The organism is Haloferax volcanii DS2, assembly GCF_000025685.1.
Taxonomy (GTDB): Archaea; Halobacteriota; Halobacteria; order Halobacteriales; family Haloferacaceae; genus Haloferax; species Haloferax volcanii.
Genome location: NC_013967.1, coordinates 740,676 through 755,557, shown reverse-complemented (window position 1 = coordinate 755,557; position 14,882 = coordinate 740,676). Strand labels below are relative to the sequence as shown.

Sequence of the window (14,882 nt, the reverse complement as noted above, 5' to 3'; positions counted from 1 at the left end):
GTCGTCCACCCGCGGCGAGCCCCCGTAGCATCGTCCCGTGCTACGCCGCGGCGAATAAAAGCCCTCGTGGTTCGGTCCGGTGGTGGGCGGCGCGAGCCGGGCGGTCGGGCGGGCCGGACGGGTGCTGTGCGTCGCCGGCGCCTCAGAACGGCCAGTCGCCGGTGACTTTCATGCCTTCCGCTTGGTCTTCGGCTTCGAGCGCGGCCGCGATGTCGGCGGGGTCTGCGTGGGGTATCTCGCGGTCGGCGTCGGCGAGTTCGACGGTCAGTTCGGTCAGGAGAATCGCCTGCTCGCGGAGCGTCCGCGACTCCAGTTTCTCGATGGTGTCGGCGTGCGTGTGGCCCCAGCCGCGGCCGCGGCCCTCCTTTTCGCTGCCGACCATGTACGCCGGGACGCCGTGGGCGACGAACGGCCAGTGGTCGCTGTGCGGGAGCTGTTCGGGCAGCGTCGAAACGTCGTGGTCGAACCGCTCGGCGACGGTCTCGGCGGCGGCTTCGAGTTCGTCGAAGCCGTGGGTGGTGAGCTTGAGCGTCCGCCCGGCGACGACGCCGTCGTTGTTGACGATGGCTTTCACGTTCGCCCGGTCGTCGCCGAGGCGTTCGGCCTCGTACTCGGAGCCGACGAGGCCGACTTCCTCCGCGCCGAAGCAGACGAAGCGGACGCGCGTGTCGAGTTCGTCCTCGCGGGCGGCGAGCGCGCGGGCGACTTCGACCACCATCGCGGTGCCCGCGCCGTTGTCCATCGCGCCCTCGGCAATGTCGTGGGCGTCGAGGTGGCTCGTAACGAGCACCTCCTCGTCGGTGTCGGGGCCGAGTTCGGCGTGGACGTTCCCGCTTTCGGCCGCGGGCGCTTCGCAGGTCACGTCGACGGTCACCTCGTCGCCGTCGAACCGACGGCGGAGGCGCGCGCCGACCTCTTTGCTCACGCCGACTGCAGGGATGTCACCGATGGGCGCGTCGGCGGTGCCGACGCTCCCCGTGGGCGGGAGTTGACCGGGAACGTGATTGGCGAAGACGAACGCGGCCGCGCCGGCCTCAACGGCGTAGTAGTACTTCTCGCGGCGGTGGATGAAGCGGTCGTAGTGGTCGGGCACCGTCGTGGAGACGACGACGACCTTCCCCGAGAGGTCGCGGTCGAAGTCCTCGGTCAGGCCGTAACCGAGGTCGACCAGTTCGCCGCTCGCGGTCCCGGCGGGACTGCGCGGGAGCGCGATGCAGTCCTGCGTGGTGTCGGCGGCGTAGACGGCGCTGTCGCCGCGCTCCCAGCCCTGAATCTCGAAGGGGTCGATGCGGGCGTTCCGCGCGCCGACGCGTTCGAGGGCGTCTCGCGTCGCCTCCATCGCCTCGCGCTCGCCGGGCGAGCCGGTCATCCGGTTGCCGATGTCGACGAGTCGCTCTAAGTGGTTCCAGCCGACCTCGCTGGTGAACGTGTCGCCTATCCAGTCACTCATAGTGGACCGTCTCGCGGGACCGTGGTAACCGTTGCGATGGGTCGAAAACGCGGCGGTGACGCGACGGAGAAATCGGCCGACACCGACGGGACGCTCGGTTCGTCGCGTCGCGGCCGCGAGCGCGGGGGAGCGAGAGCCGAACCGCGACTCCGCCCGCGGGCGAGCGGCAGGTTCAAGGACCATCTATCACGTACGTTCATCCATGACTAACGTGCGAATCGCCGGGGTCGGACTGACGAAGTTCGGCAGTCACCCCGAGCGAACCGGCCGCGACCTGTTCGCGGAGGCCGCCCTCGCCGCCCGCGAGGACGCCGGCGTCTCCCGCGACGACTACGAGGAAATCTTCTACGGCAACTTCATGGGCGAACTCGCCGAGAAGCAGGGCCATCAGGGGCCGGTCATGGCCGAGGCCGCCGGCCTCGACTGCCCCGCGACCCGCTACGAGCAGGCCTGCGCCTCCGCGGGCGTCGCCTTCCGGCAGGCCGTCGCGACGATTCGGAGCGGCGCGGCCGACGTGGTCCTCGCCGGCGGCATGGAGCGCATGAACAACCTCGGGACCGCCGAGGTGACCCAGTCGCTCGCCATCGCCGCGGACGAACTGTTCGAGGTCCGCGCGGGCGTCACGTTCCCCGGCGCGTACGCGCTCATGGCCCGCGCGTACTTCGACGCCTTCGGCGGCGACAGCGAAGACCTCGCGCACATCGCGGTGAAGAACCACGCCAACGCGATGCAGAACGACTACGCGCAGTTCCACCGCGAAATCACGGTCGACGACGCGCTCGAAAGCCCCGTCGTCGCAGACCCGCTTTCCCTCTACGACGCCTGTCCCATCACCGACGGCGCGAGCGCGGTCGTCCTCGTCAGCGACGACTACGCCGAGCGACACGGGCTCGACGCGCCCGTCTCCGTCACCGGGTCGGGACAGGGCGGCGACAAGGCCGCGCTCCAAGACAGACCCCACCTCGCGCGGACGCCCGCCGCGACGAAGGCCGCCGACGCCGCCTACGCGGACGCCGGTATCGGCCCCGACGACGTGGACGTGGCCGAGGTCCACGACTGCTTCACCATCGCCGAGGTGCTCGCGCTCGAATCGCTCGGCCTCTACGACCACGGCGAGGGCGTCGGCGCGGCCGCCCGCGGCGAGACGACCCGCGACGGAGACCTCCCGGTGAATCTCTCGGGCGGCCTCAAGGCGAAGGGTCACCCCGTCGGCGCGACGGGAACCGCCCAAGTCGTCGAGATGACGAAGCTCCTCCGCGGCGACCACGGCAACAGCGACGCCGTCCCCGACGCTCGAGTCGGCGTCACCCACAACGCGGGCGGGACCGTCGCCAGCGCGGTCGTCCACGTGCTGGAGGTGGACCGATGACCGACACCGGCTACGACGAGTGGCTGGCCGCAATCGCGGACGGCGAGGGGTACTATCTCGCGTGTCCCGACGGCCACGGGTCGCTGCCGCCGCGGCGCTCCTGTCCGCACTGCGGCGCGGCCGAGTTGACCGAGGAACCGCTCCCGGCGACGGGCGAGGTTCTCACCTTTACCGAGGTGCACGTCCCCGCGCCGAACTTCGCAGACGAAGCGCCCTACGTGACGGCCGTCGCGTCGTTCGGCCCCGTCAGGCTCACGGGCGTCGTCCGCGACCTCCCCGCCGACGAGGTCGACCTCGGCACGACCGTCTCGGTCGGCGTGGGCGAGAACGCGACGACCGACGAGCGGTTGGTCGTGTTCCGGCCCGCGAGCGAGTAGCGCCGCGCGGCCACTTACTCGTCGCGCGCCTCCACGGCCTCCAGCGGCGAGCGCCAGCCGAAGACGTACGACCCGAGGAGCCACGCCCAGAAGCCGGCCGCGAGGAGCACGATGGCTCCGTACAGAAACAGCGAGAACAGCGAGAGGGAGTCGAGCATCGGTTCGGTGATTGAATTGCCGCGGCGACGCTCAGTCGAGGGCGTCGCGGACGGTGTCGACGAAGGCGTTCGGGAACTCGACGTGCGGGAGCAGCATCGCGTCGTCGAAGACGACGAGCGTGCAGTCCGCGGCGTCCGCGAGGTCGCGGCCCCGCTTCAGCGGCGTGATGTCGCTCTCGCGACCCCAGACGAGCGTCGTCGGCACGTCGAGCGCCGCCAGCGCCCCGCCGAGGTCGATGTCGGTGTTGAGGTAGCCGGAGATGAACGACGCCGGCGCGAAGCGCGCGCCCTCCTGATGAGCCGTGCGCCACTCGTACTCCTGCCACTCCTCGCCGGCTTTCTCGGGGTCGTAGTAGCCGTGATCGGCGTTGAAGTAGCGAATCGACGGCCGGGAGGCGACGACGTTGAACAGCGCCTCGCCGACGACCGGCGCGCGGACGAGTTCGCGGAGCCACTCCTTCGGGTCGGGGCCGCCGCGCGACGTGGGACAGACGAGGACGAACCGCGAGACGGACACGTCGTCCCGCTCCGCGGCGGCGACGGCATAGGCCGCGGTGAGCGACGAGGCGAGCACCGCGGGGTCGTCGTACTCCGCGAGGAAGTCGCCGGCGAAGTCCTCGTAGAGCGCGGGCGAGTAGTACAGCGCCGGGCGGTCCGACAGGCCGAACCCGGGGAGGTCGGGCGCGACGACGTGGTAGTCCTCGGCGAGCGTCGAAAACACCTCGCGGAACTCGCCGGACGACCCCGCGGCGTTGATACCGTGGAGGCAGACGAGCGTCGGGTCGTCTTCGCTCCCGGCCTCGACGTACGACACGTCCATGCCGCGCCAGCGATACGTCCCGTGCGACCCGGACAGCGGCGGTTCGAGGGGTTCAACGCGCTTCGAGAGGGCCGCGTTGGCCGCGGCGGTGAGGCCGACGCCGGCGGCGGCCAGTCCGATGGCTCGTCGGAGCTTCATGTCACGTAGATAGCGCGCGGTGGCCTTAATTCGCCCGCCCGTGGCGGGATGGTGGGCGGGGCAAACGTCGTCTTGGCCTCGGTCGGCTCAGTCGGCTCGGTCGTCCAGACACTCCCGGAGCGGTTCGAGCACGTCTTCAGCGACCGCGTAGGGGTCGGTCTCCTTTTCGACGACGGCCTGAGCGAACTCTTCGACTCCGCCGCGTCGGTCGAGTTCGGCTTCGAGGAGCCGGTTCACGTCGCTTCGGAGGTGCTGTCGAATCTCCTCGCCCGCGCGTTTGCGGGCCTTCTCGGCCAGTTCGCCGGAGGCGTCGAGGTAGTCGCGGTGGTCGTCCAGCGTCTCGACCAACTCGTCGATTCCCTCGCCGGTCGTGGCGACCGTTTCGAGGACTTGCGGCGTCCAGACGAGGGGTTCGTCGGCGTTGGAAGGGTCACCCTCGGCGTCGCTTTCGGCGTCGCTCGCGTCCGCGTGCCCGCCGTGACCGCCGCCGTGGCCGTCGTCGAACGCCGCGGCCCCGTGGTGGCCCGTATCGAGGTTCGCCCGCGGGTCGTCGCGGAGGTGAATCATCTCCTGTAACTCTGCGACGGTACGCGATGCGCCCTCCATGTCGGCCTTGTTGACGACGAACACGTCACCGATTTCGAGGATGCCCGCCTTGAGCATCTGCACGTCGTCGCCGCTGCCGGGTTGGACGAGGACGACGACCGTGTCGGCGGTCTTCACCACGTCCACCTCGTTTTGCCCCGCGCCGACCGTCTCGATGATGATGCGGTCTTTCCCGAAGGCGTCGAGCGCCTTCACGGCGTCCGCGGTGGCGGTCGAGAGGCCGCCGAGCTGGCCGCGAGCGCTCATCGACCGGAAGAACACGTCCATGTCACCGACGTTCGAGGCCATGCGGATGCGGTCGCCGAGGACGGCCCCGCCGGTGTACGGCGAGGAGGGGTCCACGGCGATGACGCCGACCGTCTCGCCCTGGTCGCGGTAGTACTTCGCCAGTTTGTCCACGAGCGTCGATTTGCCGGCCCCCGGACTGCCCGTGATGCCGACGACGGACGCGTCGCCCGTGTGCGCGTGGAGTTCCGAGACGATGTCCCGGTAGCCCGGCGACTGCGACTCGATTTTCGTGATGGCGCGCGCGAGCGCCCGGTGCTCGCCGTCGAGGAGTCGCTCGACGAGGTCGGATTCGACCGCCCGACTCATCGTCACGGTCGCTCGGGCGCGTGTTCCTTCACGAAGTCGATGGTCTCCTGCATCGGCGTGCCGGGGCCGAAGATGGCGTCGACGCCCTCTTCGAGGAGACCGGGTCGGTCCTCTTCGGGGATGATGCCGCCGACGATGACGAGCGTGTCGTCGAGCGCGCCGTACTCTTCGAGACCGGCCATCACCTTCGGGACGAGCGTGTTGTGCGCGCCGGAGAGAATGGAGATACCCAGCACGTCAACGTCCTCTTGGACCGTCGCCTGGATGATTTCGTCCGGGGCGCGATGCAACCCCGAGTAGATGACTTCGAATCCCGCGTCGCGGAAGGCGCGAGAGATGACGTGTGCGCCGCGGTCGTGGCCGTCCAGTCCCACCTTGGCGATGAGACACCGGATCGTTCGCTGTTCGGAGTCCGCGCTCATAGACGGGGATTCGATGTCCCGCGCTTTGACTCTAACGGAAAATAAGGTAGGTCCGCCTCAGTCGTCCGCGGCGGGCGCGCTCCGGACGTACTCGTCGAGGAAGTCTGCTATCTGAGAGTACGCCTCGATGCGGTTCTCCAGTTTGGTAAAGCCGTGACCCTCGTCGTCGAAGATGAGTTCGCGGACGTGGGCGTGTTCCCTCGCCTCCTCGACGAGTTGGTGGGCCTCGCTGACCGGCACCCGCGGGTCGTTTTCGCCGTGGAGGACGAAAAGCGGCGCGCGAATCGTCTCGACGTTGTTGATGGGCGAGATGGATTCGAGGAACTCGCGGTCGTCTTCGAGCGAGCCGTACTCCGCCTCGCGGAGTTCGCGCCGCCAGTCGCCCGTGTTTTCGAGGAACGTCACGAAGTTCGCGATGCCGACGATGTCGACGCCGGCGGCCCAGAGGTCGGGGTACTCGGTCATCGCCGCGAGCACCATGAACCCGCCGTACGAGCCGCCCATGGCGACGATTTTGTCCGGGTCGACAGCCGGGTGGTCGTGGAGCCACTCGACGGCGGCCTCGATGTCGGCGACGGAGTCCATCCGTTTTTCCACGTCGTCGAGGTGGCCGTAGGCCTTCCCGTAGCCCGCCGACCCGCGGACGTTCGGCTCGAAGTAGGCGTACCCCCGCGAGAGGAAGTACTGCTTGACCGCCGAGAACGACGGCCGCCGCTGGGACTCCGGCCCGCCGTGGATGTCCACGATGACGGGCGTCTCCCCCTCCGACGACTCCTCGGGGAGCGTGAAGAACGCCGGGATGTCGCGGCCGTCGAACGTCGGATACCGGACGAGTTCGGGCGGGACGAACGTGTCCCGCGGGATGCCCGCCGTCGCCGCGAGCGTCCACCGCTCGGCGTCGCCCGTGGCCAACTCGACTACGTAGACGTTCGCGGTGTCGGCGCTGGCGGTGACGGTGACCGCGGCGCGCTCGCCGTCCGGCGAAAAGGAGACGCCACCGGCGACGCCGTTCGGCAGGTCGGGTTGGGGGAGCGCGTCGATGCGGTCGGGCGCGGTGAGTTCACCGAAGGTGAGTTCGGTGTAGCCCTCGACGTTCCGCGAGTAGACGAGTCGGCGCGAGTCGTGGTCGATGCTGAGACCGTCCAGTTCGTGGTCACCGCCGGTCTCGACGGTGGTGAACTCCCCGGAGGCGAGTTCGTAGCGGACGAGTTCGAGCGTGTCGCTCCCGCAGTCGGTCACCATGTAGACGTTCTCGCCGTCGGGACCCCACTCGGGGCTCTGGAAGCGGACCGTCCCCTGATGCGGCGTGAGGTGGGTCAACTCGCCCGTGGCGAGGTCGAGTACCGACACGTCCTGGTCGAAGTTCGAGTACGCTTCTTGGACGATGAGCTTCGAGTCGTCGGGCGAGAAGCCGCCGACGGTGAGCCAGCCGTCGCCCTCGTGGACGAGTTCGGTGTCGGTGCCGGTCCCGTCGCGGGCCTGCACGTACACGTCGAAGACGGCGTGGTCGCGGCGGTTCGAGGTGAACGCGAACCGCTCGCCGTCGTGGCTCCAGCCGCCCCAGCGGTGCTTGGCGTCGGGGTGTTCGGTCAGGTTCTCGATGACGCCGGTGTCGGGTTCGAGCCGGAACAGCTGGGCGCGCTCGTTGCCGCCGTTGTCCATGCCGAAAGCCAGTTCGGGGCGCTCGGGCGACCACGAGGCGAAGGTGACGCGCTCCTCGTAGAAGGTCCGCTGTTCGGGCCACGCGCCGGGCGAATCGACCGTCCAGACCTGCGGGACGCCCGTCGTGTCCATGAGGAACGACAGGCGCTCGCCGTCGGCCGAGAACGACGCGCCGTAGGCGCTCCTGATGTTCAGGTAGCGCTCGATGTCGTACGTTCGCATACCTCGAATTGCCCCGGCGACGAGAAATCGGTTTGGGTGTCAGAAGTCCGAAAGTCGGGTGTCCTCGCGGTCGGTCCAGCCGCGCATCTTCGCGTAGGCCTCGGGGTTCGTCGGCACGCCCTCGGTGTTGAGCAGGCGCTCGGGGTACAGTTCGAAGGCGATGCCGATGAGTTGGTACTCCAGTTCTTCGAGGTACGGCCGCGTGTCGGGGTACGGCCCCTCCGTGCCGACCGCCCACGGTTCGACCCAGAAGTACACCGGTTCGCGGAGCCGCGGCGGGTCGGTCGAAGCGAACAGCGCCGCTACCCAGCGGTCGTACTTCCCCGGCCCGTCGTCGCGGAAGGCGGCCGACGAGAGGTCTCCGAAGTGGTAGTAGTTCCCGTAGCCCCAGCGCGCGAGTTTGCCGTCGTTGGTGTCGACGTTCCGCAGATTGCTGTTGAGGTCGGTACCGGACGCGCCGAACTTCCCGCACTTACCGAGGTATCGGGGGACGACCTCGTCGCCGTCGAGGGTGTACATCATGTAGACGAGCCCCTCGTAGCGGCCCTCGCGGCGGTCGTAGTCGGTGACGACGCGGCCGCCGGCCTCGCGGAGCCGCCGCTCCATGCGTTCGCCGCGGTGGAGCGTCCGCCGGCCGGAGCGACCGTACGCGATGGTGTCGACGGTCCCGTCGGCGGTCGTCTCGAACAGTGAAATCGGGTCCGCGGCGTCGACGAAGCGGTCGACGAAGCGGTCCCAGAGCGCGCGTTTCGTCTCGGTCACGCGACGACCGAACTCAGATCATGCCTTCGGCCTTGAGGCCGGCGATGATGTCGTCGACGAGGCTCTCGGCGTCCTCGTACGGGAAGTCCTGATGCTTGCCGAGCTTGGCGGCCAGCTCCATCGCCGTGACGGTCACGTCGTCCGTCTTGAACTTCGTGCCCGGACCGTTCGGGAGCGCGGGGACGAGCGACATCTGATTTTCCACGGGGAAATCCGCGTTTTCGAACGCGTCCATGAACTGCTCGCGGAGCTGAGATTCGGTATCGGACATACGGTGTACCTTCGGAGAGAACTGGAAAAGCGTTCCGGAAAAACAATGACTATATTTAGAGTTCTTCCGAGACGGCGCGGCGGATCATCGAGTGCCGGCACGGTCGCCTGGGACTGATGGACTTATCTACACCGGCAATTCATGCACTCGCATGGAGTTCGACTTCGACCGCCTGAAGCAGCTTACCGAGACCAGCGGCGTCCCCGGCTACGAAGACCGCATCCGCGCGCTCGTCCGCGAGGACCTCGAAGCGACGACCGATTCCGTCCGGGTCGACGGGATGGGCAACGTCGTCGGCACCATCGAAGGCGAGAGCGACTACGAGGTCGCCGTCGCGGCCCACATGGACGAAATCGGCTTCATGGTCCGCCACGTCAACGACGAGGGCTTCCTGCAACTCGACGCCCTCGGCGGCTGGGACCCTCGCGTCCTGAAGGCCCAGCGCGTGACCGTCCACGCGGAAGACGAAGACCTCACGGGCGTCATCGGCTCGGTTCCCCCGCACACGCTGACGGAAGAACAGAAGCAGAAGGAGCCGAAGGTCGAGGACGTGTACGTCGACCTCGGCCTGCCCGCCGAGACCGTCGAGGAGACCGTCTCCGTCGGCGACCTCGTGACGATGGAACAGACGACCGTCCGCATGGGGAACCACGTGACGGGGAAGGCCATCGACGACCGCGTCTGCCTGTTCGCCATGCTGGAGGCCGCCAAACGCATCGAGAACCCCGAGGTGACGATTCACTTCGCCGCGACGGTCCAAGAGGAAGTCGGCCTCCGCGGCGCGCAGGCGCTCGGCGTCGACCTCGACCCCGACCTCGCGCTCGGCCTCGACACCACCGTCGCCAACGACGTGCCCGGCTTCGACCCCGCCGACCACGTCACGAAACTCGGTGCGGGCGCGGGCATCAAGCTCAAGGATTCGAGCGCCATCGCCAACCCGAAGGTCCACCGCCGCCTCCGCGCCGTGGCCGAGGACGACGACATCCCCTACCAGATGGAACTGCTCCCCGCGGGCGGCACCGACACCGGCGGCTTCCAGAACAGCTACGGCGCGAAGCCCGTCGGCGCGATTTCGATGCCGACGCGCTACCTCCACACCGTCACCGAGAGCGTCCACGAGGACGACGTGGTCGCCTACATCGACCTCCTGACGGCCTTCCTGGAGAGCGAGACGGGCGAGTTCGACTACACGCTGTAAGCGACCCTCGGAAGACGAGCCCGGAAGCGACCCTCGTCGGCGCGGCCGACATCGCGGGGTCACCCCCCTATATCGAGGCGCGACACCCCCGACCGGCGGACGAGAACCAAAGTATTCACTACAAGCCCACACCAAGCGGCGGACATGACCGACGGCAACGTGGATATGTCTCGGCGGGCGTTCCTCGGGGCGGCCGCTGGCGGCGCGGCGGTCGCCGCCACTTCCGGCACGGCCGCGGCGCAGACGGAAGAACCGGACTTCGGCGGCCACCTCGACGGCATCGACGGAGGGTACGAAGACCTCCGCGGCCAGAGCGAGGTCACCATCGAAGTGGGCGCAGAAGGTAACGGCGGCGCACTCGCGTTCTCCCCCGCGGGCGTCTGGATAGACACCGGCACGACCGTGACGTGGGAGTGGACCGGCGAGGGCGGCGGCCACAACGTCGTCGCGAGCGAGGGCGCGTCGCTCGACTCCGGCGCGGCCGTCTCCGAGGCCGGAAGCACCTACGAGTACACCTTCGAAGAGGGCGACGCGGGCATCACGAAGTACCACTGCGTGCCCCACGAGGCGCTCGGGATGCTCGGCGCGGTCGCCGTCGGCGGCGACGTGCCGACCGTCAGCACCGGCGGTGGCGGCGGCCCGAGCCGCCCGCAGGTCCCCGACAGCGCGAAGTCCCTCGGCGTTGCGACGACGTTCGCGATGATCGCGACGCTCGGCCTCGCGTACTTCTTCATGAAGTACGGCGGCGACTACGACGTCCAGGACTGACGCGGTCGTCACTCCTCTCGATTTTTGCCAGTCGCGAGCGGCCGCGCTCGCCCGACTTCGGTCGCCGTCACGACGGCCGCCACCGCGACAGCCGCCGCGGCGGTCGACTCAGAAGAAGCCGTAGTCGTCGCGCTCGGTCTCGTAGACCGATTCGTACTGCTCGATGACCCGTCGGAAGTCGTAGCGCGCGAAGTCGTCGTCGACCGTCTCGTGGTCGTACCGGCGGGCGGCGACGATTTCGTCCGCCAGCTCTTGGGGACTCGTGACGAGCGACCCGCGCTCGCGCCCCTCGACGAGTTCGTGGGCCGACGACCGCGCCTGATACTCGACGATGGACACACAGCCGCAGGCGAGCGCCCACAGCAGGTTCGTCGCGAAGGGCTCGACCGTCGCGGTCTGCGCGAAGACGTGCGCGCCCTTCATGATTGGCACCGCCTCGTTCGCGGAGAGTTCGCCGAGGAACTCCACGCGGTCGTCGATGCGGAGGTCGCGGGCGGTCTGTTCGGCCGTCGAGCGCTCGGGGCCGTCGCCGATGACGACCGCGGACCAGTCCTTGTCGCGGAGTTCCGCGAGCGCGAGGAGGAAGCTCTCGACGTTCGCGTGCTCGTCGAGGTCGCGGGCGTACACCACGTCCGCGCGCTCATCGGCGTCTGCGCTCCGGACGAGGTCCATGTTGATGGGCTCGGGGACGAGATGGGTCGAATCGACCGCAGCGCCGAGTTCGCGAACCTGCGTACGGACCATCTCCGAGGGGACCAAGACGGCGTTCGGGGACTTCGCCGCCCGCCGGTAGGCCCGCGAGCCGCCGCGGTCGTCGCGGGTCCACCAGTCGGCGACGACCGGCGTCCGGAGGAACCGCGCCGCGGTCCTGACCGCCGTGACGTGCCACGGCGGGTAGCTCGCGACCTGAATCACGTCGGGTGAGACCTCGCGGAGGGCGAAGGGGACGCGGGAGGCGAAGCCGCCGACGGCGGGCGCGTCAGTCACGCGGTGATAGGTCACCCCGTCCTGTTTGAACTCGACAACCTCGCCGTCCCACCACTTCGCACAGAGCACCGTCACCTCGTGGTCGCGCTCGGCGAGGAGTTCGGCCGTTCGCCGGAGCCGTCTGGTCGCTCCCGTCTCCTCGTGGTGCGTCGTGTACATCGAGACGAGCGCGACTCGCATATTCGCCGCCACTACGCCGCGCAATAAAAATCCACAGTTTTCGAGGACGCGACGCGACCGGGAACCGGAGCGCCGCGGGGGAACGGTTCGCCGGGGCGACGCGCCTCAGACCCCGACGACGGGCGCGAGGAGCGCGCCCGCGGACTCGACGGCGGTAACCGTGTACTCCCAACTGTACACGTGGTTGAGAAGCAGGTACGTCACGACGCCGAGGGCGAGCGAGACGAGCCACGCGCCGGCCGCGATACGGCCGACCTTCCGGTGGGGTGTCTCGGTCCGGAGTTCGCGCTCGGAGTGGGTTATCCCGAGGATGAGCGCGTAGAGGACGACCGGCACCGAGACGATAGAGAGGATGATGTGAATCGCCAGCATCGCAAGATACGGGTAGTACGCGAACGCGGGGCCGACGAACTCCTTGGTGCCGCCGCCGCCGATTTTCGCGAGATACATCACGAGGAAGACGAGGATGAGGCCGAACGACGTGACCATCGCGGCCGCGTGCTTCCGGACCTCGTCGCGACGAATCCAGCGCCAGCCCGCCGCGATGACGAGGACGTTCACCGTGTTCACGACGGCGATGGCGTCCGAGAGGAGATTCACCTGTGGGAGCGACAGGTCGGGAAAGACCCTTCCGGGGACGACGCCGAGGAACGTCCCGATGACGAGGGCGTACCCGACCACCGAGAGGACGGCGGTCGCGGCCGCGGGGTGTTCCTTCAGGGGGTTGTCTGCGCTCGCAGTTGCCATGGCCGGGGATTGGGAAGACGACGTATTCCGTCTTCGGGTTCCGGACGGCGTTTGAGAGCGGTACCACCAAGAGTCGACTCACTCCAGCGGCTGTGCGAAGTCGACTTGCTTCGGTCGGAACCCCGCGTCACGGAGTCCCGAGAACGTCACGTCGTGTGACACGAAAGCGCGGTACCACGAGCGAGGCCGGAGGCCGAGTCTCGTGGCTTTTTCCCTCCAGGTTTTTCCGCGAGTGGTCGCTCCGCGACCCGAGGCGTAAAAAGGTGGGCTTAGATGACGCCCGTGATGGTCGCGGCCTCGATGGCCGCCTCCTCGCTGACGCCGTTGCCGAGAATCGTGTAGCGGTCGCGAATCTCGTGGGCGGTCGTGAGCGCCTCGATAATCGTCTCGTCGTCGATGCCGAGTTCGTCGGCAGTCGTCGGCGCGCCCATCGTCGAGAGGGCGTCGCGGATGTCGGTCCACTCGCCGCGCGCGCCGCTGTGGAAGTACTCGGTCATGATGGAGCCGACGCCGACCTGGTGGCCGTGGAGGGCGCTTCCGGGCGCGATGCGGTCGAGCTGGTGCGAAAAGAGGTGTTCCGCGCCCGACGCGGGCCGCGAGGAGCCGGCGATGGACATGGCGACGCCAGAGGAGACGAGCGCCTTCGTCACTATCCAGGCGGACTCTTCGAGGCCCGGTTTGATGGAGTCGGCGCTGCCGACGAGCATCTCGGCGGTCATCTGCGAGAGCGCGCCCGCGTACTCGGAGTACTCGACGTTCTTCAGGCGGTGGGCGAGTTCCCAGTCTTTGACCGCGGTGTAGTTCGAGATGATGTCGGCGCAGCCGGCGGTCGTGAGCTCCCACGGGGCCTCCGCGAGCAGTTCCGTGTCGGCGACGACCGCGAGCGGCGGGTCGGCGGCGACCGAGTGGCGGGTGTCGCCCTCGGGAATCGACGACCGACCCGAGACGATGCCGTCGTGGCTCGCCGCCGTCGGGACCGAGATGAAACCGCAGTCGAGGCGGTCGGAGGCCATCTTCGCCACGTCGATTGGCTTGCCGCCGCCGAGGGCGATGAGGTAGCCCGCGTCGGCCTCGCGGGCCGCGTCGACGACGCGCTCGACCGACTCGAAGCTCGCGCGGTCGAGCGAGATAGACGTGATGCCGTCGAACTGGTCGCGGACCCGGTCGCCGGCGATGCGGTCGGGCGACGGGCTCGTGACGAGAAACGGGTCGCCGGAGAGGTACAGCTCGTCGACCGCGGCCGAGAGGTCGTCGAGCACGCCGTGGCCCTGAAGCACGTTCCGGGGCAGCTTAATCCACGTCGATTTATCGAACATACGCGGGAATCGACCACCACGGTTCATAGTGTTTCTCGTCTCGGAGACGGGGGCGCGCCGAACGCCCGGCGGAAATCGCGGGGCTGCGAGCCGGTTTCGGGGGGCTGCGGTTTCGAGCAGTCGCGCGTCCGCGAGTCAGAGCACGAGCGACCGCACCGCGTCCCAGATGAAGACGACGCCGAAGCCGCCGAGGACGACGGCGCTGACGGCGGCGACGGCCGACGCGAAGGAGTCGACGCGCTGTTCGGCCGCGACGAGCGCCGCGGGGAAGCCGGTCACCCAGACCGCGATGCCGCCGAAGAAGCCGAGGATGAGCGCCGGGCTTCCCGTCTCCACGACGAGGAGGTTCGCCAGCGACGCCCCGAGATACGGCGTGTGGGCGAGCACGTCGACGGTGCCGGTCTCCAAGAGGCCGACGCCGATGGTGAGCCAGAACAGAATCTGGTAGGGGTTCGTCAGCGCGAGCACGAACGCCTTCGTGAAGCCCGCGCTGTCCTCGTCGGGGTCGGCGGCCTCGCGGAACGTGGTGTCCATCTCCTGTGCCGCGCCGTAGGCGAAGTAGAGCATGAGGACGCCGCCGGCACCGACCATGACGGCCTGCACCGTCGGGAACTGCCCGACGAACGCGACGAGGCCGAGCGCCGCGAGGACGAAAAAGAGCGCGTCGGCACTCATCGCGCCGAGACCGGCGCGAGCGCCCGCGGTCCACCCGCGGACGACGCTCTCCTCGGCGATGACGGCGTTCATCGGGCCGGGCGGCGCGGCGAGCGCCAGCCCGAACACCAGCCCGGCACCCAGAGACGGAAGGAGGGTAGACATGGCTCTCCTTTGGGCG

At 68.8% G+C, this 14,882-nt stretch carries 16 protein-coding genes; 4 read left to right on the top strand and 12 right to left on the bottom strand.

What is annotated here, in order from left to right:
- Nucleotides 1–142: 142 nt before the first annotated feature.
- Entirely contained in the window at nt 143–1,450 is a 1,308-nt protein-coding gene (locus HVO_RS08710) for a M28 family peptidase (RefSeq protein ID WP_004044100.1), read from the bottom strand.
- Nucleotides 1,451–1,652: 202 nt separating this feature from the next.
- On the opposite strand from HVO_RS08710, the gene HVO_RS08705 reads away from it, so the two are divergent.
- Nucleotides 1,653–2,819 carry a thiolase domain-containing protein gene (locus HVO_RS08705; protein WP_004044101.1) on the top strand — a complete coding sequence of 389 codons (1,167 nt, stop codon included), beginning with the start codon at nt 1,653–1,655 and terminating at the stop codon, nt 2,817–2,819.
- Nucleotides 2,816–3,196, top strand: coding sequence for a Zn-ribbon domain-containing OB-fold protein (locus HVO_RS08700; RefSeq protein ID WP_004044102.1), 381 nt, complete (start codon nt 2,816–2,818; stop codon nt 3,194–3,196). Before HVO_RS08705 ends, HVO_RS08700 begins: the two co-directional genes overlap by 4 nt.
- A gap of 14 nt (nt 3,197–3,210) precedes the next feature.
- On the opposite strand, the gene HVO_RS20885 is transcribed toward HVO_RS08700, so the two are convergent.
- From HVO_RS20885 to HVO_RS08670, 7 genes are all read right to left on the bottom strand, one after another.
- Nucleotides 3,211–3,354: a hypothetical protein gene (locus HVO_RS20885; RefSeq protein ID WP_004044103.1), complete on the bottom strand. Its 144-nt coding sequence runs from the start codon at nt 3,352–3,354 to the stop codon at nt 3,211–3,213.
- Nucleotides 3,355–3,385: 31 nt separating this feature from the next.
- The gene (locus HVO_RS08695; protein ID WP_004044104.1) at nt 3,386–4,312 is read right to left on the bottom strand and encodes an alpha/beta fold hydrolase; all 927 of its coding nucleotides are present in this window, start codon (nt 4,310–4,312) and stop codon (nt 3,386–3,388) included.
- A gap of 87 nt (nt 4,313–4,399) precedes the next feature.
- Nucleotides 4,400–5,512 carry a methylmalonyl Co-A mutase-associated GTPase MeaB gene (gene meaB / locus HVO_RS08690; protein WP_049914891.1) on the bottom strand — a complete coding sequence of 371 codons (1,113 nt, stop codon included), beginning with the start codon at nt 5,510–5,512 and terminating at the stop codon, nt 4,400–4,402.
- 2 nt (nt 5,513–5,514) lie between these two features.
- Complete coding sequence (locus tag HVO_RS08685) at nt 5,515–5,934, bottom strand: cobalamin B12-binding domain-containing protein (RefSeq protein WP_004044106.1); 420 nt, start codon at nt 5,932–5,934, stop codon at nt 5,515–5,517.
- 57 nt (nt 5,935–5,991) lie between these two features.
- On the bottom strand, nt 5,992–7,818 hold the full coding sequence (locus HVO_RS08680; RefSeq protein WP_004044107.1) for a S9 family peptidase: 1,827 nt from the start codon (nt 7,816–7,818) through the stop codon (nt 5,992–5,994).
- A gap of 39 nt (nt 7,819–7,857) precedes the next feature.
- Nucleotides 7,858–8,580 carry a hypothetical protein gene (locus HVO_RS08675; protein WP_004044108.1) on the bottom strand — a complete coding sequence of 241 codons (723 nt, stop codon included), beginning with the start codon at nt 8,578–8,580 and terminating at the stop codon, nt 7,858–7,860.
- Between the two features lie 13 nt (nt 8,581–8,593).
- Nucleotides 8,594–8,851, bottom strand: a complete 258-nt coding sequence (locus HVO_RS08670) for an MTH865 family protein (protein ID WP_004044109.1) — start codon at nt 8,849–8,851, stop codon at nt 8,594–8,596.
- A gap of 151 nt (nt 8,852–9,002) precedes the next feature.
- Between HVO_RS08670 and HVO_RS08665 the strand changes: the two genes are divergently transcribed.
- Nucleotides 9,003–10,049 carry a M42 family metallopeptidase gene (locus HVO_RS08665; protein ID WP_004044110.1) on the top strand — a complete coding sequence of 349 codons (1,047 nt, stop codon included), beginning with the start codon at nt 9,003–9,005 and terminating at the stop codon, nt 10,047–10,049.
- 144 nt (nt 10,050–10,193) lie between these two features.
- Entirely contained in the window at nt 10,194–10,817 is a 624-nt protein-coding gene (locus tag HVO_RS08660) for a halocyanin domain-containing protein (protein ID WP_004044111.1), read from the top strand.
- Between the two features lie 108 nt (nt 10,818–10,925).
- Here the strand turns inward: HVO_RS08660 and HVO_RS08655 are convergent, their stop codons facing one another.
- The 4 genes from HVO_RS08655 to HVO_RS08640 all read right to left on the bottom strand — a co-directional run bounded on the left by HVO_RS08655 (nt 10,926) and on the right by HVO_RS08640 (nt 14,830).
- Nucleotides 10,926–11,984: a glycosyltransferase family 4 protein gene (locus tag HVO_RS08655; RefSeq protein WP_004044112.1), complete on the bottom strand. Its 1,059-nt coding sequence runs from the start codon at nt 11,982–11,984 to the stop codon at nt 10,926–10,928.
- Between the two features lie 105 nt (nt 11,985–12,089).
- The gene (locus tag HVO_RS08650; RefSeq protein WP_004044113.1) at nt 12,090–12,731 is read right to left on the bottom strand and encodes a DUF420 domain-containing protein; all 642 of its coding nucleotides are present in this window, start codon (nt 12,729–12,731) and stop codon (nt 12,090–12,092) included.
- Between the two features lie 269 nt (nt 12,732–13,000).
- A complete protein-coding gene (locus HVO_RS08645) occupies nt 13,001–14,047 on the bottom strand; it encodes an NAD(P)-dependent glycerol-1-phosphate dehydrogenase (RefSeq protein WP_004044114.1) in 1,047 nt (348 codons plus the stop codon).
- Nucleotides 14,048–14,182: 135 nt separating this feature from the next.
- Nucleotides 14,183–14,830 (bottom strand): LysE family translocator, encoded by a 648-nt coding sequence (locus HVO_RS08640; RefSeq protein ID WP_004044115.1) that lies wholly within the window; start codon nt 14,828–14,830, stop codon nt 14,183–14,185.
- Nucleotides 14,831–14,882: the final 52 nt, after the last annotated feature.